The organism is Corallococcus silvisoli (genome assembly GCF_009909145.1).
In the GTDB taxonomy this organism is placed as follows: Bacteria; Myxococcota; Myxococcia; order Myxococcales; family Myxococcaceae; genus Corallococcus; species Corallococcus silvisoli.
Map to the genome: position 1 here is coordinate 98,952 of NZ_JAAAPJ010000002.1, position 22,891 is coordinate 121,842.

A 22,891-nucleotide genomic window follows, 5' to 3' on the forward strand; every position below is an offset into this window, starting at 1 on the left:
AGGGGGCCACTAGAGTGACTCACGCCATGCGAGCCATCCTCCACGTGGACATGGACGCCTTCTATGCGTCCGTCGAGCAGCGCGACAACCCGTCCCTGAGGGGCAAGCCGGTCATCGTCGGCGGGCATGCGCAGCGCGGCGTGGTGGTGGCCGCGTCCTACGAGGTGCGCCCCTTCGGGGTGAGAAGCGCGATGCCCATGGCCCGGGCGGTGAAGCAGGCCCCGCACGCCATCGTCGTGAAGCCGCGCTTCTCCGCCTACGCCGAAGCGAGCGAGCAGGTCTTCGCCATCTTCGAGCGGTACACGCCGCTCATCGAGCCCCTGTCCCTGGACGAGGCGTTCCTGGACGTCACGGCGTCGGTGGGGCTGTTCGGCGCGGCGGCGGACATCGCGAAGCGGATCCGCAAGGAGATCGCCCACGAGCTGAACCTTCCGGCGTCCGCGGGCATCGCGACGGCGAAGTTCGTGGCGAAGATCGCCTCCGACCTGGCGAAGCCCAACGGCCAGCGCGAGGTGCGGCCGGAGGAGACGGTGGCCTTCCTGGCGGGGCTGCCGGTGTCCCGGCTGTGGGGGGTGGGGCCCAAGACGGAAGAGGCGATGAAGCGCGCGGGGCTCAACAGCATCGGGGACGTGGCCGAGCGGGAGCTGTCCTGGCTGGAGGAGCGCTTCGGCGCGAGCAGCGGCAAGCACCTGTGGGAGCTGTCGCACGGCATCGACGCGCGGGACGTGGTGCCGGACCGGGCGGCCAAGAGCGTGGGCGCGGAGGACACGTTCGAGGAGGACCTGACGGGGCTGGAGGCGCTGAAGCCGCACGTGCACGCGCAGGCGCTGCGGGTGGCGAGGCGGCTGCGGCGGGCGTCCCTGAAGGGCCGCGTGGTGCAGCTCAAGTTGAAGTTCGCGGACTTCACGCTCATCACCCGGCGGACCACGCTGCGCGAGGCCACGGACGACGGTCAGCTGCTCTACCGGGCGGCGCTGGAGCTGCTGGAGCGCGCGCACGAGGGCAAGGCGCTGCGGCTCACGGGCGTGAGCGTGCAGTTGGACGAGGACGAAGCGCAGCTGGGGTTGTTCCCCGCGGCGGCGCCCAAGTCATCGAAGCTGAACGAGGCGATGGACCGCATCGCCGCGCGCTTCGGAAGCAAGGCCATCACCATGGCGGACATCGCCGGGGCGGAGGCCTCGGATGACGACCACCACCGCTCCGAGCGACCCGTGGAGAAGCCGAAGCGGTAGGCGCGGGGACCGGCGTCACGCGGCTCGCGTGGCGGCGGATGGACGAACGCATCCGGCCCGAGCTCCTTGTCTCGCGCGTGGCCTCCGGTGGACGCGCGACGGGCCGAAGCGCGGAGGCGCTCCGGCCCGGTGGGAACTATCCTTCGCCCGCGTCGGAGCCCGAGGAGGCCGGACGCTCCGCGCCCGAACCGTTGCCCTCGCCGCTCCCACTGCCGGTGCGACGACGACGGCGGCGGCGGCGCTTGCGGCGGGGGCCTTCGGAGTCCCCGGCGTTGGCCCCGGCGCGCGGCGGCGGCACCTCTCCGGCCTGCCACGCGTCCAGCGCCTCGCGCCCCTCGCCCGTCGCCTCCACCGTCATCGCGAAGACGGCCAGCGCCTCGTTGAAGAGCGGGTGGCGGCGGAAGGCGCCCGTCTTCTTGCGGCGCTCCCCGGACAGCGTGCGCTGCATCAGGAGCAGCATGCGGCAGCGCTCGGCGATGCGGCGCGGCAGCCTCGCGGCCTCCACGAAGCCCGCGAGCAGATCCTCGATGACGCGCGACACGGACGCGCGGCCCTCGTCCTGCGACTCCTCCGCGGGCGGCTGCGCGCGGCTGATGGGCACCAGCAGCGTCGCCAGCAGGATGGCGTCGTCCAGCACCTCGCCCGCCGACACGCGCTTATCCAGCGCCTGCGCGAAGGCGTAGAAGGTCTTCTCCCCCTCCTTGCCGTGCACCCGCAGGTACTCGTCCACCGGCGGCAGGAGCAGCTTCAGCGCGTCCAGCGCCGCCAGCAGCTTCAGCGCCGGGGCGGACACCCCGCCGCGGATGAGGCGGAAGGTCTCCTCCAAGAGGCGCGCGGGCGCGCAGCGCGGCAGGTCCTCCACCGCGCCCTCCATCGCCGCGTACGTGCGCGACTCGATGTCCAGGTCCAGCTTCGCCGCGAAGCGCACCGCGCGCAGGATGCGCACCGGGTCCTCGCGCATGCGGATCTCCGGGTCGCCAATCGTCCGGATGAAGCGCTCATCCAGGTCGCGCCGTCCGCGCACGTAGTCGATGACCCGGCCTTCGCTCGCGTCGTAGAACAGGCCGTTGATGGTGAAGTCGCGGCGGCGCGCGTCCTGCTGCGCCGTGCCGAAGACGTTGTCGTGGGTGATGAGCAGGTCTTCGCCGCCCTGCCCCTCGTCCGCCCCCGGCGCCGGCTCCAGCTCCGTCGGGTTGGCGCGGAAGGTGGACACCTCCACGATCTTCCCGCCCTTGAAGTAGACGTGCGCCAGCCGGAAGCGCCGTCCGATGAGGCGGCAGTTGCGGAAGATGGCGCGCACCTCGCCCGGGTGGGCGCTGGTGGCCACGTCGAAGTCCTTTGGCTTGCGCCCCAGGAGCAGGTCGCGCACACAGCCGCCCACCAGGTACGCCTGGTGCCCGTGCTGGTGCAGCCGCAGGACGACCTTGAGCGCGTCCGGATCCATCTCGTCCGGGTCGATCTCCGCGGGCTCGCCCGTGCGCGTGGTGGTGGGCGCCTGCAGCTCCGGCTCGTTCGCGGCGGGCTCCGGCTCCGGCTCCAGGATGACGGCCTCGGGCTCCTCGGCCTCCTCCCCCGCCTCGGCGGCGGCCTGGGCATCCTCGGCCTCGGCGGCCTTCAGGGCTTCGGTGGCGCGCTGGATTTCATCGCTCACCTCGGGCTCGGCCGGGCCAGCGTCCTCGGTGTCGTCATCGTCGTCGAACCCGTCGTCGTCCCCCGCATCCGCGGAGTAGGAGGGCTCGGAAGGGGCCTCGAGGGCCCGGGAAGGGGTTTCGTGTTCGCTGGGGCGCTCGGAGGAGTCCGCCGACGCAGGGGTCGCGGTGCGCTCCTCCTGGCCCGTCAGGTCCAGGGGGGAAGACATGGAAAGAACCTCGTGCGCGGCTCCGGGGCCCTCCGCCGCTGCCGCCTCGAAGGAGGCCTTTCCGCGCGCGTCGTCTCCGGGCGCGGCTGGCAGCGTTCCGCCAGGGGGCGGGGGATGGGTCGGGTCTCGCGTCATTCGCCTCGGAAGGGACAGCCGTCTAGCACGCATCCTCCCACCCATGGGGGTCGCGCTTAAGGACATTCTTCAGGGACATCCGGGGTCCGCCAGGGCCCCCGCCCGCCCGCCGGGCGCCTGGAACGTCCCAGGCTCCGGAAAAACGCCCCGCTGCCCATCGAAGGCGCTTCCATTGGATAACACCCCGCCCACGCACATGCCGGCCAGGGGCCCGCCATCCAGAGGCCCCGGCCGACGGGACGCCCCCCAGGCGGGCAGGCACCCGGCCCCCTGCGCCCGGCGTCCTTCAGGACGTCGGCGGCTTCAGGGTGCGGCCCTTGTGGGTCCGGGGCAGCGCGTGGGAGATGAGCGACACGTAGTCCACCGCCTGGACGCGCGGCGGGGGGGGCTGGGTGCCCAGCGCGGCCAGGCGCTTGCTGAACGCGGCCAGGATGTCCGGCATGGGGCGCATGGCCTTGAGCAGCGCGTTGGGCCCCTCCATCGCCTGGGACAGCGCGATGGCCGCCTGCTGCAGCGGCAGCCCGCGCCGGAGCAGGTCCTGGAACGAGTTCGACAGCGTGATGATGTTGTGCCCCGCCGTCTGCACCATCTCCACGGCGATCTTCAGCACCTGCGGCGCCGTGAGGTGGCCGTCCGCCAGCAGCACCAGCGCCGCCTGGAAGTAGTTGAAGATGGGCACCACGCGCGGGCCATAGGGCGTGAAGTGCGCGGGCGGGGTCAGCCGGTCCAGGTGGATGAAGATGCGCCGCACCGGGTCCGCGATGGGGATCTTCTTCCACGCCTCCTGCACCCGCGCGGCGTCGTCCGGGTACACCCCGCCCGCCTCCAGCACCTGCGACAGCACGCGCTCGTCCACGCGGCCCGCGATGAGGTCCGCGTAGAGCGAATAGATGAACGCGTCCGCCTCCGCGTCGTCCCCGAAGAGGACCTCCTCGGCCTCCACCGGCGCGTTGACGCGGCTCTCCAGGATGGCCGGCAGCTTGTAGCCCACCTGCCCCCGGAGCGCCCGGAAGCGCCCGCGCAGCAGGTTGCCCACGTTGTCCTTGAGGACGAACTCATCCCACTGGACGCCGTCCAGCTTGAGCTTCTCCTCCAGCACCGCGCGCATCTGCTTGGGGCTGCCGGACACGATGCACAGCCGCGAGTCGCCCTGCTCGGCCAGCTCGCGGATGAGCGCGGACGCCCCCGGCACGGCGACCTTCTCATGGGCCTTCTGGAAGGCGGTGCGGAACAGGTCGCGCAGCGACTCGAAGTCCGTCTGGAGGTACGTCTTGTCCAGGTCCCACCGGTAGATGCGGCGGGGGGGACGCGGGTCGATGCGGTCCGGCAGGCTCACCGCGCGAGACCCTCCTGGATGGCGGTGCCCAGCTCGTTCGCCACCGCCTTCGCCGCCACCTTGCCCGCGTTCGCGATGGCGCGCGCCTTGGAGCGGCCGTGCGCCTTGATGAAGATGCGGTCGAACCCGAGGATGGGCGCGCCGCCGTACTGCTCCCAGTCCGTGATGTCCTTGAGCCGGTCGATGCCGCTCGACAGCATGGCCAGGCCCGCCCGCCAGCGCAGGCTCTCCTTGTAGGCGTACTGGGCCAGCTCCATCACCGTGTCGTGCACGCCCTCCAGCATCTTCAGGCACACGTTGCCCACGAAGCCGTCCGTCACGATGACGTCCACCGTGCCGCGCGGGATGTCGATGCCCTCCACGTTCCCCGTGAAGTTGAGCCCCGACATCTGGGACAGCCGCTGGTGCGCCTCCACCACGCGCGGGGGGCCCTTCTGCGGCTCGACGCCGTTGGACAGCAGCGCCACCTTGGGCCGCTCGTTGCGGGAGATGATGCGCGCATAGGCGCTGCCCATCACGGCGAACGCCACCAGGTCCTCCGCGGTGGCCTCCACCGTGGCGCCCACGTCGAGGATGAGGCTGAACGGATCCTGCTTCGCGCCGCGCACGCCCCGCGTCGGGTACACCGTGGCCAGCGCCGCGCGGCGCACGCCGGGAATCAGCTGGAAGTGGCGCTTGCACGCGAGCACGCCCGCGCCCGTGTTGCCCGCGGACACCAGCGCGTGCGCCTCTCCCTCGGCCACCAGCCGGGCGGCCACCGCCACGGAGGACTCGGGTTTGCGCGCCAGCGCCTCGCCGGGCTTCTCGTCCATGCCCACGTAGTCGCCCGCGTGGTGCACGGAGATGCGCTCCCCGTTGTGCTTGATGCCCGCCAGGGCCTCGTCGATGACCGGCCGGTCCCCCACGAGCAACGCGTGGATGTGCGGAGACTCCAGCGAAAGCTGGGCGGCGCCTCGCACCACCTCAACCGGGCCGTGATCGCTCCCCATCACGTCGAACGCGATGGTGATGTGCTGCGGCTTGCCCACCATGGTCCCCATCCTATGAGCTTTGTTCCGCGCCCGCTCCCGACATTCTCACCTGAGTGACCAGTGACAGTGCCAAAAGTCCACCCAACGCCACCAACACCGCGCCCGTCCCGTAGGGGGCCGCCGGGCCCAGCCGGGTGAAGAGCAGCCCGCCCAGCGCCGGCCCGACGATGCGGCCCAGCGACCCGCTCGCCTGGTACGCGCCCAGCACCGCCCCCTGGCGCTCGGAGGGCGCGTGCAGGGACACCAGCGCGGACAGGCACGGCGTGACGAGCGCGGACCCCACCGCCAGCAGCCCCATCATCGGGAACAGCCACCCGTACGACGGGGCCACCGGCAGGAGCGCCAGCCCCGCCGCCGTCAGGCCGAACCCCACCACGGCCACCGGGGCCTCCCGCCCTCCCCTCCCCCCCGCCCCGTCGGACGGCCCGTGCGCGGGCGCCACCAGGCGGCGCACCAGCCCGCCCTGCACCAGCGCGGACAGCACCCCCACCACCGCGAAGAGCGCCCCGGAGCGCAGGCTGGCCTCCCTGAGGGTGGCCGCGTCCGGCAGCGCCGCGTGCACCAGCCACCCGCCCTCCAGCGGCACCGGCCCGGACGACAGGAAGCGCGTCAAGAGGTACACGGAGAAGGTGCCCTCCATCTGCGCGAAGGCCACCGTGTAGAGCAGCACCAGCACCACGCACCGGCCCACGACGGGAAGCGTCATCACGGCCGTGGCGCCCTTCATGGAGCGCACGGTGGCGGACGGCGACCCGGCGTGGCGCGTCTCCGGGAGGAAGAACCAGGTGTTGAGCAGGTTGAGCGCGGACAGCCCCGCCGCGAACAGCCCGATGGCGAGGTTGCCGCCCCACGCCCCCAGGATGCCGCCCAGCGCCGGCCCCAGCACGAAGCCCAGGCCGAACGCCGCGCCGATGATGCCCATGCCCCGCGCGCGCTCGTGCGGCTTCGTGATGTCCGCCACCACCGCCTGCGCCGTGGACACGTTGCCCCCGGACACGCCGTCGATGACGCGCGACAGGAACAGCAGCGGCAGCGTGTGCGCGAAGGCGAACAGCACATAGCCCAGGAGCGACCCCACCTGGGACACCAGCAGCACCGGCCGCCGGCCGAACCGGTCCGACAGCCGCCCCATCACCGGCGCCGCCACCAGCTGCATCAGCGAATACACCGCGACGAGCAGCCCCACCGCGAACGGAGACGCGCCAAAGCGCACGCCGTACACCCCCAGCTGGGGAATCAGGATGCCGAACCCGATGAGATCCAGGACGGCGATGCCGAACACCACCCGCAGCGACGCCTCCCGAGCCACCCTCGAACTCCCCTCGTCCTGAAGGACCGTTGAAAAAGACAAAACCGCCGGAGCGCACGTGCAGGGCGCTCCGGCGGGCCGGGAAGAATCCCACTGTCAGCCGAAGGCGTCTACATCGCCTCCGCGGACTGGATGTTGCGGTTGGCCGTGTCGCGCTCGATGCAGCCCTTGGTCAGGGTGTACTGGTACGTGCCCAGCTCGTCGCGCCAGTACTCGCCCTCGTACGGCCAGTAGAGCTGGTCGTCCTGCACCGCCACGGAGTACTTGTACTTCTTGACGATGGCCGTGCGGCCGCCCGCCTTGAGCTGTTCCTCCAGGAACTCCTTCTCCTTGGTGGTCGTCTCGAACTTGATGCGCAGGCCGTTGGCGAGCAGCAGCTTGAGCGCGCCCAGCTCCGTCTCCAGCTTGCCCTTGGCCATGATGCCGGCCTTGGCGATGAGGCTGGTGCGCTGGACCTTCAGGCCCTCCAGCAGCTGCTTGGTCAGCTCCGAGTACTTGAACGTGTCGCCCTTGTTGGAGAACAGGTCCATCTCGCCTTCGAGCTCCAGGATGGAGTCGTTGGTCTTCTTCAGGTCCTGGTCCGTGAGGGCCAGCCGCAGGATGCGCTCCAGCAGCACGTCCGTGCCGTTCTTCTCCAGGCCGTCCTTGTTCTTCTTCTGCACCTCGGCGAGCACCGTGTAGTACTCGCTCGCGTCCATGTTCTTCTTCACGAGCGCGTCCAGCTCGTCGTGCACGGGCAAGTAGGTGCGCTCGAAGTCCTGGAGGATGAGGTTGGACTCCCGGTAGCGGCAGTTCTCGTAATAGATGACCGCCTTGAGGATGAGCGCCTCCGGGAAGTACTCCTCGCGGAAGAAGGGCGACGACAGGGTGATGAGGTTGCCCAGCGCCTGCTCGTACTGGCCGATGCGGTAGTTGGCCCAGGAGGACTCGAAGAGGGCCTCCAGCCACTGCGTGTTCCCGCGCTCCACCTTGTTCAGATAGAAGATGGAGAAGCGGTTCTGCTGCATGCCGTAGTGCGTGCGCGCCAACTGCATGAAGGCCAGCTCGCGCAGCGACTTGTCCAGCTTCGCCTGCTCGCCGGTGCGGCCCACCATGGGACGGGTGAGGCGCACCACCTCCTTCATCGCCTCCACCGACGCCAGCACGTCCGTGTTGCCGCGCTTGAGCGCCGCGTCCTTGTTGCGCGTGCCGTTGCGGAAGAAGGCCAGGCCCTCCAGGTACTTCGCGCGCGGGTAGAACACATCCGTGCGCGGGATGGTCAGCGCCAGGCGCTTCACTTCCTCGAAGGACTTGTCCGCGTTGTCCATCTGGCCCACCTGGTCCAGCGCGCGGCCACGCACGAAGTGGTAGCGCGCCAGCAGGTAGCGGAACTCGTTGCGGAACTTCTCCGGGAACTCGTAGTTCGCGTACCGGGCGATCTCATCCAGGATGACCGTCTCGTTCTGCGTCTTGCGGCTGATGAAGAACAGCCACTCCAGGCTCGACTTGAAGAACTTCGTGGACGGGCCCGCCGCGAGGATCTTCGAGAACTCGCCCAGCGACGAGTGGTACAGCCCCATGCGGTAGAGCGCCTTGGCCAGCACGTAGCGCGCCTCGACGTGCAGGCCCTGGAGCTTCGCGTCCCCCAGGAGCTCGTGCGAGGCCATGGCGGCCTTCTCGTACTCGTCGTTCTTGAACAGCGAGATGGCCGCGTCCAGGCGCTGGCGGTCCGCCGTCTTGCCGGACACGTCCACCGCGTCGAACGTCATCGTGGGCGCGGGCGGCTTGTCGTTGTCGCCCGTGAGGTCCAGGCCCAGGCCCGGGCTGCCCTGGGGAGCGGGCTTCGACGCGGGCGAGGACTTCGCCGCGGGAGTGCCCGACACGGGAGAAGGGGTGACGGCGCTGGGCGGCGTGGCGGGGTTGCCCGCGGGGGCCGCGGTGCTGGAGGAGGCGTTGCCCTCGGTGTCCTCCGCCGGCGCGGCCGTCTTGCCCTTGCCGCGCTTGGTGGAGGTCTTCTTCTTGGCCGAGGACGAACCCTTCTTCTTCTTCTTGGACTGCCCCGAGAGGTCCAGTCCTTCGAAGGACTGCGCCAGCGTGGGGGCCGTGTACGCGAGCGAGAGCCCGAGGACGGCGAGGCGGAGGAACCGGTGGGTGCGCATCATGCTTAGGAACCGGAGGGGAAGAAGAAGGACAGGCCCAGCTCGAACAGGATCTGGTTGCGGAGATAGTTGGGCGTCGGCTCCCGGCCCTTCTCCACGTAGATGAGGTCGCGCAGCTCCGTGCGCAGCGTCATCCAGCGGTTGAAGAAGAAGCGCAGGCCCACGCCCACGTTGCCGCCGCCCGTGAGGTACGCCTTGCTGCCCGCGACCGGGGTCCCGTCCACGAGCGACGTCGCCGGGCCCTTGTACTGGATGACCGACGCGCCAACGACGCCGTACATGTCGAAGTGGACGAACTTCTCCGCCAGCAGGGACAGCTTTCCGTAGATGGGCGCCCACTGGACGTCCAGGCCGCCCATCAGCGTGAGCTGGCCCGGGGCCCGCCCGTCCAGCTCAGCGCGGGTGGGCGCGCGGCAGCCGCGGGTGTCGCCCGCCTCGCCTTCGGTGAAGGTGCAGATCTGCGCGGAGCCCGCCACGCTGTTCAGCGCGTAGCCAGCGCGCAGGCCCACGCCCAGCGTCTCCATGGGGAAGTACGTCACGGTGCCGCCAAAGACGTACTTCTTGTAGAACGCGTCGCGGATGGTGACGGACGCGGAGGGGCTGATTTCGAACCGGCCCTTCTTGAGGAACATGTGGCCGGACACCGGCCGGATGCGCTCGCGAAGGGGCCCCAGGGCGTCCTTGTCGACCTCGGACACGTCGCCGGCTTCCTCCTCCTGGGAGGTGTTCGGCGGCTGCGAATTGGCGGCGGTCTTCGGAGCGGGCGCCGGAGCCGGAGCCGGGGTGGCGGGGGCGGCCGCGGCCGGCGCGGGCGCCGGGTCGGCGGCGCTGGCGAGCGCGGGCACACCCGCGCACAGGGTCAGGAGCAGGCGGACGGCGGGCTTCATTCGGAATCCCTCCCCGTCGAGTGCAGCGGCAGGAAGATGGAGATGCCCGCGTTGAGGGTCATGACGTTCTGGATGGCGCCCTTGCTGCTGCCCAGGGGCTGATCCACATAGGAGGTGTTGATGAGGGCCACGTTGACGGCCAGGTAGTCCTTGGTGACGAACCGCATGCCCAGCCCCAGGTCCGCGGCCGGGTTGAGGCCGCGATCAGGCAGCGCGGAGGTCTCCGTCTTCACCACGCCCAGTCCGCCCAGCAGGTAGCCGTCGAAGTGGAGGATGGAGTTGAGGAACGACACCTTGCCGTAGAGCGGCGCCCACTCGATGTCGCCCATCGCGGACCACTGCGGCACGGAGTTGTAGATCTTGCTGTTGAAGGTGCGCTTCGCCGTGCGGACATCATCCGACGGCACCACCTGCATCAGCGACCCGCGCGCGGAGATGGCCAGCGTGTCCGCCAGGTACCAGGCGCCCCGCAGCGAACCGCCCACCTTCGAATAGAAGGGGTCGTTCACGGAGATGCTCACGAGCGGCGTGAGCTCGAACCGGTGCTTCTTCAGGTACACCTTGCGCTGCACGCTCTTCACCCGGTCATCCTGGGTGATGTCCGTGAGCGGCATCAGCGCCTCGGGCGGTATCTCCTTCACCGTCGTGGCGGCAGGCGGCGACGCGGGGCGGGCTTCGTCGTCCGGCGGCGGCGCGGGGTTCTCTGCGGGAGGTTTGGCCTGGGCGTCCTCGGTCAGATCGAGGCCCATGCCTTCCTGGTTCTGGGCGAGGGCCAGCGCGGGCCACATCAGGCTCAGCGCAAGCAGCAGCGTGGGGCGGTTCAAGTCCGGGCGCTCCGTGGGGGGAGGGAACGTACTGCCACCGGAAGGCAGCATGACATCAGCCGCCCCATCCTATCGGCCGTATTCCCAACCATCAACCGCCTCGACGCGCCTGTCTCCTCTGTAATCCTCCGGTATCCCTTCACAATTCCACCCCACTCGCGTACCGCGGGTCAGTGGTTGGAGTGAGGAGACGCTGTGCTACCGTTTCCGCGTTCCGGGCGTCGTCATCCCCCAAGCCCCGCATCCCTCCCTTCTAGAGGTCTCAACGATGTTCGTGCGATCCGCGCTCTTCCTGTCCGCCGTCCTCCTGATGGGGGGCTGCGACGTCACCACCGAGTTGGGCAAGCCGTGCCGTCTGGTGCGCAAGGCCACGGCCGATGAGCAGGCGCAGGGCCCCACCAAGTTCGTGGAGATCCAGGAGAAGGACATCGCGGCGGATCAGGACTTCATCTCCTTTGGCGCGCTGGACTGCGAGGACCTCATCTGCGTGCGCGATGACTCGAGCCCCCGCAGCGAGGACCCGCAGGCGGTGGCGCTGGGCTACTGCAGCAAGGAGTGCGTGCAGGGCACCACCACGGGCTGCGACATCACCCGCACCGTCGACGACGTGCAGGCGGGCCTCAAGGACCGCATGACGTGCCGGCCCCTGCTCCTGGACCAGGCGACGCTGGACGCCATCCGCGTGGCGGACGAGACCTACTACCGGCGCACCTTCGGCGAGAACAACTCGCCCTACTTCTGCGCGGGCGCGACGCCGGCCTCGCAGGGCACCTGAACGGCGCACTGAACAGTCGCCTCGCGCGAAAGGGTTAGACCTTTTCGCGCACCCCGTACGTAAAGGCAGGGCCCGCGTCTCACACGCCTTCGGAGCCCAGCCATGAATCGTACGGTCCTGTTCCTCGCCCTGGCCGGCGGCCTCGCCCTCACCGCGCTGGTGCTGGGCATGCCCCGGGGGGGCGGCACGCAACCCACGCCCCAGGTCGTCGTCACGACGCCGACCCCGACCCCGCCCTCCCCGCCCGTCCCCGTGGGGCCCCGGTCGTCCTCGGGCAGCCTCCAGGTGACGAGCCGGCTGTCGCACCCGTACGTGCCGGTGGGCCCGTCGGAGATGTACGTGACGGTGGACCTCACCGGCGCGGAGGTGCCCGGCGCGAAGCGCAGCCCCGTGAACCTGGCCGTCGTCATCGACCGGTCCGGGTCCATGAGCGGCTACAAGCTCCAGCAGGCGAAGCAGGCCGCGCGGCACCTGGTGACGCTGCTGCGCGACGAGGACCGGCTGGCCATCGTGCACTACGGCTCGGATGTGAAGAGCCTCCCGTCGCTGCCGGCGACCGCGAGCAACCGCGAGCGGATGATGCAGTTCATCGACGGCATCTGGGATGACGGCGGCACCAACATCAGCGCGGGCCTGAGCGTGGGCCGCACGCAGCTGGCCTCCGCCATGGGGGGCGAGGCCCGCGTCCACCGCCTCATCCTGATGAGCGACGGCCAGCCCACGGAGGGCGTGTCGGACGCGGAGGGCCTGAAGAACGTGGTGAAGGACATCCGCGCCTCCGGCATCACGGTGAGCTCCATTGGCGTGGGCACCGACTTCAACGAGGACCTGATGCAGGCGTTCGCCGAGTACGGCGCCGGCGCGTACGGCTTCCTGGAGGACGCGAGCAAGCTGTCCACCCTCTTCCAGCGCGACCTGCAGCAGGCCACCACCGCGGTGGCGCGCAACGTGGAGCTGTCGTTCGAGCTGCCCCCCGGAACGAGCCTGGACGAGGTGCTGGGCTACCGCGCGCACCAGGCCGGCAACACCGTGCGCGTGGCGCTGCCGGACTTCTCCGCGGGCCAGTCCGAGCGCGTGGTGGCGCGGCTCCACGTGACGGGCACGGCGCCGGGCCAGTCCGTGCAGGTGGCCGGGCTGCGGGTCGCCTACACCGACCTGCTCGTGCAGAAGAACGTGGAGGACGCGTCCACGCTGGCCGCGGTGGCCACCGACGTGCAGGAGGAGGTGGCGCGGCGCCAGGACAAGGAGGCCACGGTGTACGCGGCCCGGGCCCGCAGCGCGCAGAACCTCCAGAAGGCCGCGGAGGCGATGAGCCAGGGCCGGAAGGACGAGGCGAAGGGCTACCTCAGCCAGAACCAGGTGCTCTTCCAAGAGGCGGGCGCCGTGGCGGGCGCCGCGGCGGTGGCCGCGGACCAGGCCGACCAGGCCCGCGCGATGAAGGAATACGACGACGCGGAGACGGAGGAGGCCCAGCGGGCCGCGGTGAAGAGCAGCAAGGTGAAGGCGCTCAAGAGCTTCGGCCGCATGGGCTCCACGTACTGACGCACGAAGGGCTCTCCAGAGCGGGCCCCGCCGTCACGCGAACGTGACGGTGGGGCCTTGGCGTCTGGAAACCCAGGGACAGGAGGGGGCGGCGCTCGGTCTCCCGCCCTCCGGGTGGCGCGAAGGGGCATCTTCGCGGTTGACCCGAGGAATCGCGTGGCCCTATCTCCGCGTTCTTCCAGGCTTCACTCCCTGGAACACGGAAGCGGCGCACTGGAGGCGCGAGACAGCATGGCGGCGAGCGCGAGCACCCCGTGGGTTGGGGTCATCATGGGCGGCAGAAGCGACCTCGAACACCTGCAACCGGCGATCGACATCCTCGCCGAGCTGCGCATCCCGCATGAGGTGCGCATCGTGTCCGCGCACCGCACCCCGGACTGGATGATGGAGTACGCGTCCACCGCGGAGGGGCGCGGCCTGTCCGTCATCATCGCCGCGGCGGGCGGCGCGGCGCACCTGCCCGGAATGGTGTCCAGCAAGACGCTGCTGCCCGTGCTGGGCGTGCCCATGCCCACCACGGTGCTCTCCGGCTTCGACGCGCTGCTCTCCATCGTGCAGATGCCCAAGGGCGTCCCGGTGGGCACGCAGGCCATCGGGAAGCCGGGGGCCGCCAACGCGGCGCTGCACGCGGCGGCCATCCTGGCGCTGAAGTACCCGGAGGTCCGCGAGCGGCTGGGCGCGTGGCGCAAGGCGCGCACCGACGAGGTCCTGGCGCAGCGAGAGGTGGCGGGATGACGGCGCGCGTGGTCCTTCCCGGTGGGACGCTGGGCATCCTGGGCGGCGGCCAGTTGGGGCGCATGATGGCGCTCGCCGCGCGCACGCTGGGCTACCAGGTGCAGGCGTTGGATCCGGACTCGGCGTGCCCTTCGCGCTCGGTGGTGGACCGCTGCATCACCGCGTCCTTCGCCGACACGGCGGCCGCGGAGGACCTGGCGCGCGCGTGCGACGTGGTGACGCTGGAGATTGAAAAGGTGGCGCTGTCCACGCTCAACGCGGTGGCCCGCCACGCGCCCATGCGGCCCGGCGCCTCCGTGCTGGAGATGGTGCAGCACCGCGGCCGGCAGAAGGGCTGGCTCGCGAAGGGCGGCTTTCCGCTGGGGCCGTGGCGGGAGGCGAACTCGGAGGCGGAACTCTCGGAGGCCATCGCCGCGCTGGGCGGCAAGTGCTTCATCAAGTCCAGCGAGGGCGGCTACGACGGGCGCGGCCAGTACGAGGTGAAGCAGGCCTCCGAGGCGGGCGTCGCGTGGAAGGAGCTGGGCGAGCGCTCCGTGGTGGTGGAGGCCGCGCTGGACCTGAAGGCGGAGCTGTCCGTGCTGGTCGCCCGGGGGCCGGATGGCCAGCTGGCGGTGTACCCGCCGGCGTTCAACCATCACGAGGAGCGCATCCTCGCGTGGTCGCTTTTGCCGGGACCGCTGCCGGACGCCGTGCTGTCGCAGGCGTCGCAGGTGGCTCGCGACATCACCTCCGCGCTGAAGGTGGAGGGGCTGCTGGTGGTGGAGATGTTCCTCCTGGGCGACGGGGCGCTCCTGGTGAACGAGGTGGCGCCCCGGCCGCACAACAGCTTCCATTCGACGGAGGTGGCGTGCTTGACGAGTCAGTTCGAGCAGGCCGTGCGCGCGGTGTGCAACCTGCCCCTGGGCTCCGTGGAGGTGGTGCGCCCCGCCGCCATCGTGAACCTGCTGGGCGACCTGTGGCTGCGCGAAGGCGGCCCCCGGTTCGCGCAGGCGCTGGCGCTGCCCGGCGTCCGGCTGCACCTGTACGGCAAGCGTGACGCGCGCAAGGGCCGCAAGATGGGCCACCTGTCCGCGGTGGGGCGCACGCCCGAGGACGCGCTCGAGCGCGTGAAGGCCGCCGCCACGCTCCTGGGGATGTAACGCCCGTGAAGACGAACGCCGCCCGCCTGCTGGATTCGCTCGGCATCGCGTACACCCTGCGCGACTACGACGTGGATCCGGACGACCTGTCCGCGGAGACGGTGGCCGCCAAGGTGGGCATGCCGCCGGAGCAGGTCTTCAAGACGCTGGTGGCGAAGGGCGACCGCACCGGCGTGCTGATGGCGGTCGTGCCCGGCAACGCGGAGCTGGACCTGAAGTCCCTCGCGCGGCTCAGCGGCGACCGCAAGGTGGAGACGGTCCCGCTCAAGGAGCTGCAGCCGCTCACCGGCTACATCCGGGGCGGCGTCACCGCGCTGGGGGGCAAGAAGGACTACCCCGTCTTCGTGGATGAGACGCTGGAGCTGTTCGACACCGTCGCCGTGTCGGCCGGGGTGCGGGGCACGCAACTGGTGCTCGCCCCCGCGGACTACCTGCGCGTGACGAAGGGCCGGACGGGACCCATCTCGCGCCCGAAGGCGTAGACCCTTTTCGCCGCCCGCGCGTTCGAAGGGACATTCCCGGCCCGAGGGCCGTTCCCGGGGTGTCCCGATGAATGCCGCCGTGTTGCAGTTCCACCACCGCGAAGCCTTCGAGCAGACCGTCACGCGCGCGCTGGCGGCAGGCGCCGGGGCGGGCCTCCTGCAGTGGCTCACCCTGCGCGTGGGCATGCCGGTGCCGCTGACGTGGCTGGTCCCCGCCGCGGTGGTGCTGGCGTGCGCCCGGGGCGACCGGTGGGACCGGGGCCTGCTCAGCGGGCTGGGGCTGCTGCTCGTGGGCTTGCCGTATGGCCTGGGCCTTTCGCCCGCGTGGACGGTGGCGACGAGCGGCGCGGCCGCCGGGGCCCTGCTGGTGCGCGCCCGCCTCAACGACCTGGGCGAGGAGGGCCAGGTGGCGGAGGCCCGCCCCACGCTCATCCACTACGGGCTGGGCAGCGTGCTGGGCGCCGGGCTCACCCTGGCGGGCGGCGTGGTGGCGAAGGTCCTGGCGGTGCGGCTGGCCTCCGTGGCCACGCCCACCTTGCTGGCCGCGGTGGTGGTGGGTGGCATCGTGGGGTTGTTCGTGGGGCTGGGGGCCATCGCCGCGCACCTGGGGCTGACGGCCGACCCGGTGGAGGCGCGCGCGGAGGAGCTGCTGCCCCAGCTGTCGGGTGACTTCCACACGCTGTCCGAGCGCGCGCTGTCGCTCTATCGGCAGTGCGGACAGTCGCTGGCGAAGCTGCCTCGGGAGCCCGCGCGCGAGGAGCTGGCCCGCACGCTGGCGCGCATCACCCGCGGCGCGGTGGAGCTGGCGTCCGAGTGGGCCGGCGTGGAGGCCCAGTTGGAGGAGCGCGCCACGGCGGAGCTCCAGGCGGAGCGGGACAGCCTGGAGCGCGGCGCGCGCGCCAGCACCGACCCGGTGGCCCGGCGCCAATTGGAGGTCGCGGCGGCGTCGCTGGCCGAGGAGGTGGAGCGGCTGGGGGGCATGCGCCAGCGCCGGGAGCGCATCCTCGCGAGGCTGCGCGCGGAGGTGGCCCTGCTGGAGCGCGCGCGCGTGTCGCTGCTGTCCTTGCGCAGCGGCCAGGCCCAGCTGAAGGCGGCGGAGCTGGCGTCGCTGGCCCGACGTTTCCGCGCCCTCTCGACCGCCCAGGGGGAGGAAGGTCAGGCGATGGACGCGGTCGCGGCGCAGGTCACGCTGACCCAGGTCGCGCCGGTGGAGGCCCCCCCGCTGGCGCCCGTGGACCCCGCGCCCCTCGCCTCGGAGGGCGCCAACATGCCGGAAACTCAACAGATTCAGGAGAAATAGGCCCCTGGGGGCTCCCCTGGACGGCCCTCTCGGGGGCCAGATGTCACCTGGTGACAAGCGTCCGTTTTGGGTCTTGGACCTGCCGTCAGGTCGGGGGGGCCTGAAGCTTGCCCCGGAGCGCGGTACATTTCGGAGGTCATGAGCCTGCCCTCCCCCAGCAAGCCTGCTCCGCCACCTCCCTGGCTATGGAACGGTGACGAGCCGAGGGTCGCCACCGTCTTCCAACCCATCGTCGATCTGCTCAGCGGCGAGGTGCTCGGCCACGAGGTGTTGTCTCGCGGCCTGGGGCCGGTGGAGTCCCCCAACGAGTTGTTCAACCGCGCGCGAGTGGAAGGCTTCACCTACGAGCTGGAGCGAGCGTGCTGGACGGCGGCGGTGCGCCGCATCGCCACGCTGCCGGAAGCGCAGCGGCGCGGGCCCTTCTTCTTCAACGTCAGCCCCGACGTGCTGAGCGACGAGCGCTTCGGCGGTGCGTCCACGCTGGAGCTCTTGCGCCAGCACGGCTTGAGCCCGCAGCAGTTGGTGCTGGAGATCACCGAGCGCAGCACGTTCGAGGACACGGACCAGCTGCGCATGCTCGCGCGGCGCTACGCGGAGCAGGGCTTTGGCATCGCGCTGGATGACTTCGGCGCGGGGCACTCGGGGTTGGTGACGCTGGTGCACAGCGCGCCGGACTTCATCAAGCTGGACCAGGCGCTGGTGCGCGACATCCACCTGCACACCTACCGGCAGCACCTGGTGAAGTCGCTGGTCGCCTTCGCGCAGCGCGTGGACGCGGTGCTCATCGCCGAGGGCGTGGAGACGTGGAACGAGCTGGCGGTGCTGCTGCGCCTGGGCATCCGGCACGCGCAGGGCTACCTGCTGGCGCGCCCGGTGAGCTCGCCGCAGCGGCCGGGCGCGGACTTCGCGGAGCGCTGCCGCGAGGCCATCCGCGCGCTGCACCACCGGGAGCACGAGGACGACGAGACGGTGGGCAGCATGATCATCCGCCCCCCGTGCGCGCCGGTGTCCTCGTCCGCGGTGGAGCTGGATCGGCTCTTCCGCCGCACCCCAGGCGAGGACCACGTGGTGCTGCTGGAAGGCGAGCAGCCGCACGCGGTGGTGACGCGGCGGAGCTTCTACGCGCGCTTCGGTGGCGTCGCGCCCACCGCGGCGCCGTCGCTGCCGGACGGCCCGCGCGAGGCTCCGATGGTGGTGGAGGACGCCACGGCCATCACCGCCCTGGCGCGCATGGCGATGCGCCGTCCGCCCGAGTCCGTCTACGACCCGGTGGTGGTGACGGACGCGAAGGGGCACTTCCTGGGCACGGTGACGATGAAGCAGCTCATCGCGCGCGCCTCGGACCTGGAGCAGCACGCCGCCACCGGCGCGCATCCGCTCACGGACCTGCCCGGCAGCCGGATGATCGAGCGGTGGATCCGCGCCGCGCTCCAGGGGCAGGCGTTCACGGTCATCTACGCGGACCTGGACCACTTCGAGACGTACAACGACCGCTACGGCTTCCTCCAGGGCGACCGGGTGATCCGCTACACGGCGAGCCTGTTGTCGGAGTGCCTGCACCTGCTCCCGCCGGGCTCGCACCTGGGGCACGTGGGCGGCGACGACTTCGTGCTCGTGTGTCCCGACGTGGTGGCGCCGGAGGTGCTGCGCACGCTCTGCCAGCGCTTCGACGCGGAGAAGGTGCCCCTCTACGGTCCGGAGGACCTGCGCCGGAGCGGCTTCACCGCGAGCGACGCGGCGGGCAACCCGGAGCGGGTGACGCTGAGCCTCGCGGCGGTGGACAACGGCGGGCTGTCCGCCACGCCCCACGCCGCGGAGCTGTCGTCGGTCGCCGCGTCCCTGCGCAAGCGGGTGAAGGCGGTCTCCGCGCAGACGCACACCAGCACGTTCTTGTTCCAGCCCGGCGCGGCGAAGTAGGCCGCGCCGGCCCCCCGCGCCTCACTCCCAGGTGAGGTGCAGCCGCCCGTCGGTGAAGAGCCGGCCCGTGGCCTCCAGCTCCGTGGAGCCGTTCTCCACCGCGCGGTGCACGTTCGCGGGCGGCGCCAGGAGCGTGTCCCGTCCCAGCGTGAACGCCTGCTCCCGCACCAGCGCCCAGTAGGCCTTGTTCAGTTGGAGCGCGCGCGCCCTCGAGGGCGTCACCAGCCACGCGAGGTCGCGGTCCCCTCCCGGCGCCGCGCGCCGCACCGAAGGCAGGTCCAGGACCCCCTTCGGGAAGAAGCGCGCGAGCAGCTCATCGTTCGCGCGGAACTCATCCCCGCCCCGCACGCGCTCGAAGTACGTCGCGGTCTCCGGCGCGGCATGTCCCGCCTGCGGCACGTCCGGGATGCCGCGCAGGTCCTGGGTCCGCCACCCGTCACGCCCAGGCACCTTGCGCGGGAACGCGAAGGTCTGATCCACCGTGACGCCCAGGTTCGTGTGGCACCCCATGCAGTACACGTGCTCCTCCAGCGTCTGGAGGCGCAGCCGTCCCCGGGCATCCTCGATGAACCCCTGCAGGCGCCAGCCGAACTCGTTGATCAACCCCAGCTCCGGCGTGCCGGGGAACGCGGGGAGCCGGCCGCGCGCCTTCTTCTCCTGCTCCTCCGCGTAGAAGTTCCGCACCCGGTCGTCCTCGGGCGCCTCGTCCTTGCGGGCATAGCGCAGCTCCTTCAACCGCGCGGACAGCAGCGCGGGGGCATCCGGGTCCACGTAGCGCACGGTGTGCAGGAACTCCGTGCCGCGCGGATACGTGTAGCGCCGCACCGGCACCTCCGCCGCGCCGCCCGCGTAGTGGGCCGGGAGCCCGAGCACGACCTCCACGCCAGGGGACAGCCGCCCGTCGCCGTCCAGGTCCATGCCCCCCACGCGCTCATCCACCGGCTCGACACGGCGGCGCGCGGCCTTCGCGTCCAGGAGGCCGGGGTCCACCGTCATCGCCGCTTCCAGCACGGCGAGGTTGAAGCGGTACACCTCGCGCGAGGGCTGTCCCCGCGCGTCCTTCCGAAAGTCCTCCGGGAGCCGGACGTAGACGTCGTCGGTGCTCCCATTCGTGGGCCAGAACGTGCCCAGGAAGGGCTTGTAGCGCACCGCGCGCCACCCGCTCCCGTCGCGGGCGAAGCCCTCCGCGTCGAAGCCGCGCGCCAGGTCCAGGTCCGGCACCCACCCCTTGTAGCCCTCCACGCGCCCCAGGAGCGCGGCCCGGAGCGGCGTGAAGTTGTCCTCGCGGATGTACTCGAGCACCTCGCCGTCGGTGCTCTCGGCGATGGCCTTCGAGCGCTCCGTGAAGAGGTTGGTCCAGTGGTTCGTCAGGGCCACGTCGCTGAAGGCGTACTCCGCCTGGAGCGACTCATCCGCCATCACGTTGTTGCCCACGCCGCCGGTGTGACACGTCCAGCACGGGTTCGAGACCCCGGCCGTCTTCGTGTAACACATGGACGGCACCGGGGCCTCGCGGTTGGCCACGCGGCTGCCCGCCGCCAGGGCCTGCGCGAGCGGATCAAACGGGGCCTCGGCCACGGCGGGCGGGCGCAGACGCCACACGCCCGCCATGGCGGCGAAGGCCCCCAGCGTCAGGACGATGACGGCGGGAATCCGGACCCCGTCGAAATGCGAAGAACGCATGCGTTGAACTCCGTCCTCGTCCTGATGCATGGGTGCGCTACGGCCAGACGCTGAAGTTGTCCTCGCCCGGGTGCTGGACGCTGACGAACAGGCTGGTCATGTCGGAGTTGAACGCCGGCCCCGTGGCCTCCGCGTCGCTGGGCATGGACAGCACGCGGAACGCCTTGCGGAAGTACGGGCTGGCGCGGTGCGCGGGCGCCTGGTCCAGGTAGAACACGCCGTCCGCCACCTTGTTGACGCCGAAGTTGCCGTCGGTGCCGAACCACACGCCGCCTTCACGGTCGATGAGCAGGTTGTCCGGCTTGGCCGCCGCGAACTCCGGCATCGGGCTGGTGGCCGCGGTCTCGCCCTTCCACACGCGGAAGAAGTCGAACGTGCGCGAGCCCGCGGGCGCCGCGGCATCCGCTTCGCGAATGGCGAAGAGGGAGCCCACCTTGTCCACCGCGCGGTTGTCCTGCGCGCCGCGCGCCTTCTTCACCCAGGTGCCGTTCTCCAGCGCGGCGGTGGCCACCCGGCCCTGCTGATCCAGCGCCGTGGGGTCGCCGTGCTCGGTGAAGGCCACGTAGAGCAGCGGCGTACCGCTGGGGTCCTTCGGGTTCCACTCCGTGTCCTCCGGGCGGTTGAGCTCCATCACGCCCACCTTGTTCGCCGCCGTCCACAGCAGCTTGCGCACCTGGTCGTCGTTGGTGAAGCCGCCCACCGCGTTGTGGTTCGCGTCACGCAGCGCCGCGCCCACCTGCAGCGTCGGCTGGCCGAACGCCTCGCCATTGGGCGCCAGGTCCGTGCTGTCCAGGCTCAGCTTCACCCAGCGGCCATGGCCCGGGGCCGCGTCCGTGGGCACCGCGCCGCCCACCAGCGTGTCGCCCGTCGCGTTGTCCAGCCCCGCGAAGTGCGCCGCGTAGAGCGTGCCCGCGTCCAGGAGCGCGCGCACCTGCGCCTGCGTCATCCCAGGCGTGTACCGGCCCTGCGACACGAACTTGAAGATGCGTCCGCCGCGCCGGTCGTCGCCGGCGTAGATGACGATGGGCTGGTTCGCGAGCAGCTTCCAGTCCGGGCCGACCACGAAGGAGGCGTTCTCCCAGTGCGCGCGGCCCATCACGCCCAGCTTGCGGTGGCCCGCGCCCGGCTTCTGCGCATCCTTGCCGTACCAGAGCTCCGGCGGCTGGCCCGGATCCACCTCCGTCAGGTAGCCGTACCCATCCTTCAGGTGCGACGAGTTGCGGTCGGAGCTGATGAGGTCGCCGTCCGCCGGGGCCGAGAAGTCAGGCGCGAGCGGCGCACCCGGCGCGAAGCCCAGGGCCGCCGGGATCCAGTCGTTCTTGCCCGTCCACAGCGCGGCCTCGGGGTCTCCGTAGACGCCCTGGACGTTCTCCTCGCCGACGATGAGGGTGCCCCACGGCGTCTGGCCGCCGGAGCAGTTGGAGTGCGTGCCGGGCACCACTCCCGCCTCCAGCGCCACGCCGGAGTCGTCATGATCCCCGGCGGAGAGCGTCACGCCCACCACCTTCGCCAGGGTGGCGCTGCTGGCGTCGTAGCGCACGTTGGCCGCGTTGCGGTCCACCGCCCAGCCCCCCGTCGCGGGGTCCTGCACCACGCGCATCCAGGTGCCGCCCACCTGCTTCTTCCATTCGCGGTTGTAGGTGACGAGCGCGTCCGACTGCCACGACGTGCCATCCGACACCGTGTTGGAGAGCGTGCCCGTGTTGCGCAGGAAGCGCGCGAAGTCCAGGTGCTGGCCGATGGGCGCCGTGCCCACGCGCGGCTTCGTGCCGGAGATGTACTCGTGGTTGATCCACAGCCAACCCGCGGAGCCCTGGCCGTTGTACTGCGGCGCGCGGCCGTCCTGGGACCAGCCGTCCCCGAAGTAGGCGATGTAGTCCACGTTCGCGCCGAAGCGGGCGGCGCCCTTCGTGTACGCGAGCGGGTCCATCCACTTGATGACCGTGGTGGGGAACAGCCCCGGCACCGAGCGCACCGAGTCCGTGGACGCCGACGACAGCGGGAACATCAGCGGCGAGGGCAGCTTCCCCGTGACGACCTGCTCCACGCGCGCCTTCACGTACTCCGCGACGTTGGTGGCACCCGTGCCCAGGTCCCCGCGGAAGGTGACCGCGATGACGGACGACAGCGGCGTGCCGGGCTCCACGCCCGGCGCCCGCGCCACGGCGCCAGGTCCAGGCTGTCCCAGGGTGCCCGGCCCCTCGGCGCCTGGCTCTCCCTTCGGTCCCTGGACTCCGTCCTGGCCGTTCTGGCCATTCTGGCCGTTCTGCCCATCCTGACCGTCCCGACCCGCGGCGCCATCATCACCCGCGGGGCCCTGCGAACCCTCGCAGCCCACCCATGTCGCGGTGCCAAGCAGGAGCATCGCGCCAGTGGCGCGGCTCATCAGACGAGAAGCCATGCAGTGCATCCTCCAGAAGGTGGCATGCGCGCACCGCCCGACTTCGGGGCGGCGGCACGCGGACGCATCCTGCGGAGGACAGGTGACGCTGCCTTGAGGAGCGCGTCACTTCTTCATCACGGGCAGGCGGGCCTTGCGACAGCCGCGCGGAGCCCGGGCCCTGCGTG

The 22,891-nt window shown here is 71.2% G+C and carries 17 protein-coding genes; 8 read left to right on the plus strand and 9 right to left on the minus strand.

Features of this window, described 5'->3' with window-relative positions:
• The first annotated feature begins 26 nt into the window (after positions 1-26).
• Complete coding sequence (locus tag GTY96_RS06180) at positions 27-1,232, plus strand: DNA polymerase IV (RefSeq protein ID WP_143899173.1); 1,206 nt, start codon at positions 27-29, stop codon at positions 1,230-1,232.
• 136 nt (positions 1,233-1,368) lie between these two features.
• On the opposite strand, the gene pcnB is transcribed toward GTY96_RS06180, so the two are convergent.
• The 7 genes from pcnB to GTY96_RS06215 all read right to left on the minus strand — a co-directional run bounded on the left by pcnB (position 1,369) and on the right by GTY96_RS06215 (position 10,750).
• Positions 1,369-3,090, minus strand: coding sequence for a polynucleotide adenylyltransferase PcnB (pcnB, locus tag GTY96_RS06185; RefSeq protein ID WP_143899174.1), 1,722 nt, complete (start codon positions 3,088-3,090; stop codon positions 1,369-1,371).
• Positions 3,091-3,511: 421 nt separating this feature from the next.
• Positions 3,512-4,561 carry a phosphatase domain-containing protein gene (locus GTY96_RS06190; RefSeq protein WP_143899175.1) on the minus strand — a complete coding sequence of 350 codons (1,050 nt, stop codon included), beginning with the start codon at positions 4,559-4,561 and terminating at the stop codon, positions 3,512-3,514.
• Positions 4,558-5,592, minus strand: coding sequence for a phosphate acyltransferase PlsX (plsX, locus tag GTY96_RS06195; protein ID WP_143899176.1), 1,035 nt, complete (start codon positions 5,590-5,592; stop codon positions 4,558-4,560). The genes GTY96_RS06190 and plsX overlap by 4 nt, the downstream gene beginning before the upstream one ends.
• A 10-nt stretch (positions 5,593-5,602) precedes the next feature.
• A complete protein-coding gene (locus GTY96_RS06200) occupies positions 5,603-6,901 on the minus strand; it encodes an MFS transporter (protein WP_161664180.1) in 1,299 nt (432 codons plus the stop codon).
• Positions 6,902-7,011: 110 nt separating this feature from the next.
• The gene (gltC, locus tag GTY96_RS06205; protein WP_186001807.1) at positions 7,012-9,039 is read right to left on the minus strand and encodes an adventurous gliding motility protein GltC; all 2,028 of its coding nucleotides are present in this window, start codon (positions 9,037-9,039) and stop codon (positions 7,012-7,014) included.
• A gap of 5 nt (positions 9,040-9,044) precedes the next feature.
• Positions 9,045-9,926, minus strand: coding sequence for an outer membrane beta-barrel domain-containing protein (locus GTY96_RS06210; RefSeq protein WP_161664181.1), 882 nt, complete (start codon positions 9,924-9,926; stop codon positions 9,045-9,047).
• The gene (locus tag GTY96_RS06215) at positions 9,923-10,750 is read right to left on the minus strand and encodes an outer membrane beta-barrel domain-containing protein (protein WP_143899247.1); all 828 of its coding nucleotides are present in this window, start codon (positions 10,748-10,750) and stop codon (positions 9,923-9,925) included. Before GTY96_RS06215 ends, GTY96_RS06210 begins: the two co-directional genes overlap by 4 nt.
• 268 nt (positions 10,751-11,018) lie before the next feature.
• Here GTY96_RS06215 and cglC point away from each other — a divergent pair, with 268 nt between their 5' ends.
• The 7 genes from cglC (at position 11,019) to GTY96_RS06250 (ending at position 18,640) form a co-directional block, all read left to right on the plus strand.
• The gene (gene cglC, locus GTY96_RS06220) at positions 11,019-11,525 is read left to right on the plus strand and encodes an adventurous gliding motility lipoprotein CglC (protein ID WP_143899180.1); all 507 of its coding nucleotides are present in this window, start codon (positions 11,019-11,021) and stop codon (positions 11,523-11,525) included.
• A gap of 102 nt (positions 11,526-11,627) precedes the next feature.
• The gene (locus tag GTY96_RS06225; RefSeq protein ID WP_143899181.1) at positions 11,628-13,067 is read left to right on the plus strand and encodes a vWA domain-containing protein; all 1,440 of its coding nucleotides are present in this window, start codon (positions 11,628-11,630) and stop codon (positions 13,065-13,067) included.
• 270 nt (positions 13,068-13,337) lie between these two features.
• The gene (gene purE / locus GTY96_RS06230) at positions 13,338-13,802 is read left to right on the plus strand and encodes a 5-(carboxyamino)imidazole ribonucleotide mutase (RefSeq protein WP_161664182.1); all 465 of its coding nucleotides are present in this window, start codon (positions 13,338-13,340) and stop codon (positions 13,800-13,802) included.
• Entirely contained in the window at positions 13,799-14,941 is a 1,143-nt protein-coding gene (gene purK / locus GTY96_RS06235) for a 5-(carboxyamino)imidazole ribonucleotide synthase (protein ID WP_161664183.1), read from the plus strand. Before purE ends, purK begins: the two co-directional genes overlap by 4 nt.
• A 5-nt stretch (positions 14,942-14,946) precedes the next feature.
• Positions 14,947-15,423, plus strand: coding sequence for a Cys-tRNA(Pro) deacylase (ybaK, locus tag GTY96_RS06240; RefSeq protein WP_161664184.1), 477 nt, complete (start codon positions 14,947-14,949; stop codon positions 15,421-15,423).
• A 67-nt stretch (positions 15,424-15,490) separates the two neighbouring features.
• On the plus strand, positions 15,491-16,723 hold the full coding sequence (locus GTY96_RS06245; RefSeq protein ID WP_143899185.1) for an AAA family ATPase: 1,233 nt from the start codon (positions 15,491-15,493) through the stop codon (positions 16,721-16,723).
• Positions 16,724-16,861: 138 nt separating this feature from the next.
• Positions 16,862-18,640 (plus strand): bifunctional diguanylate cyclase/phosphodiesterase, encoded by a 1,779-nt coding sequence (locus GTY96_RS06250; protein WP_161664185.1) that lies wholly within the window; start codon positions 16,862-16,864, stop codon positions 18,638-18,640.
• A gap of 21 nt (positions 18,641-18,661) precedes the next feature.
• On the opposite strand, the gene GTY96_RS06255 is transcribed toward GTY96_RS06250, so the two are convergent.
• The gene (locus GTY96_RS06255; RefSeq protein ID WP_143899186.1) at positions 18,662-20,323 is read right to left on the minus strand and encodes a hypothetical protein; all 1,662 of its coding nucleotides are present in this window, start codon (positions 20,321-20,323) and stop codon (positions 18,662-18,664) included.
• A 37-nt stretch (positions 20,324-20,360) separates the two neighbouring features.
• Complete coding sequence (locus GTY96_RS06260) at positions 20,361-22,724, minus strand: PhoX family protein (protein WP_161664186.1); 2,364 nt, start codon at positions 22,722-22,724, stop codon at positions 20,361-20,363.
• Between the last annotated feature and the right edge of the window lie 167 nt (positions 22,725-22,891).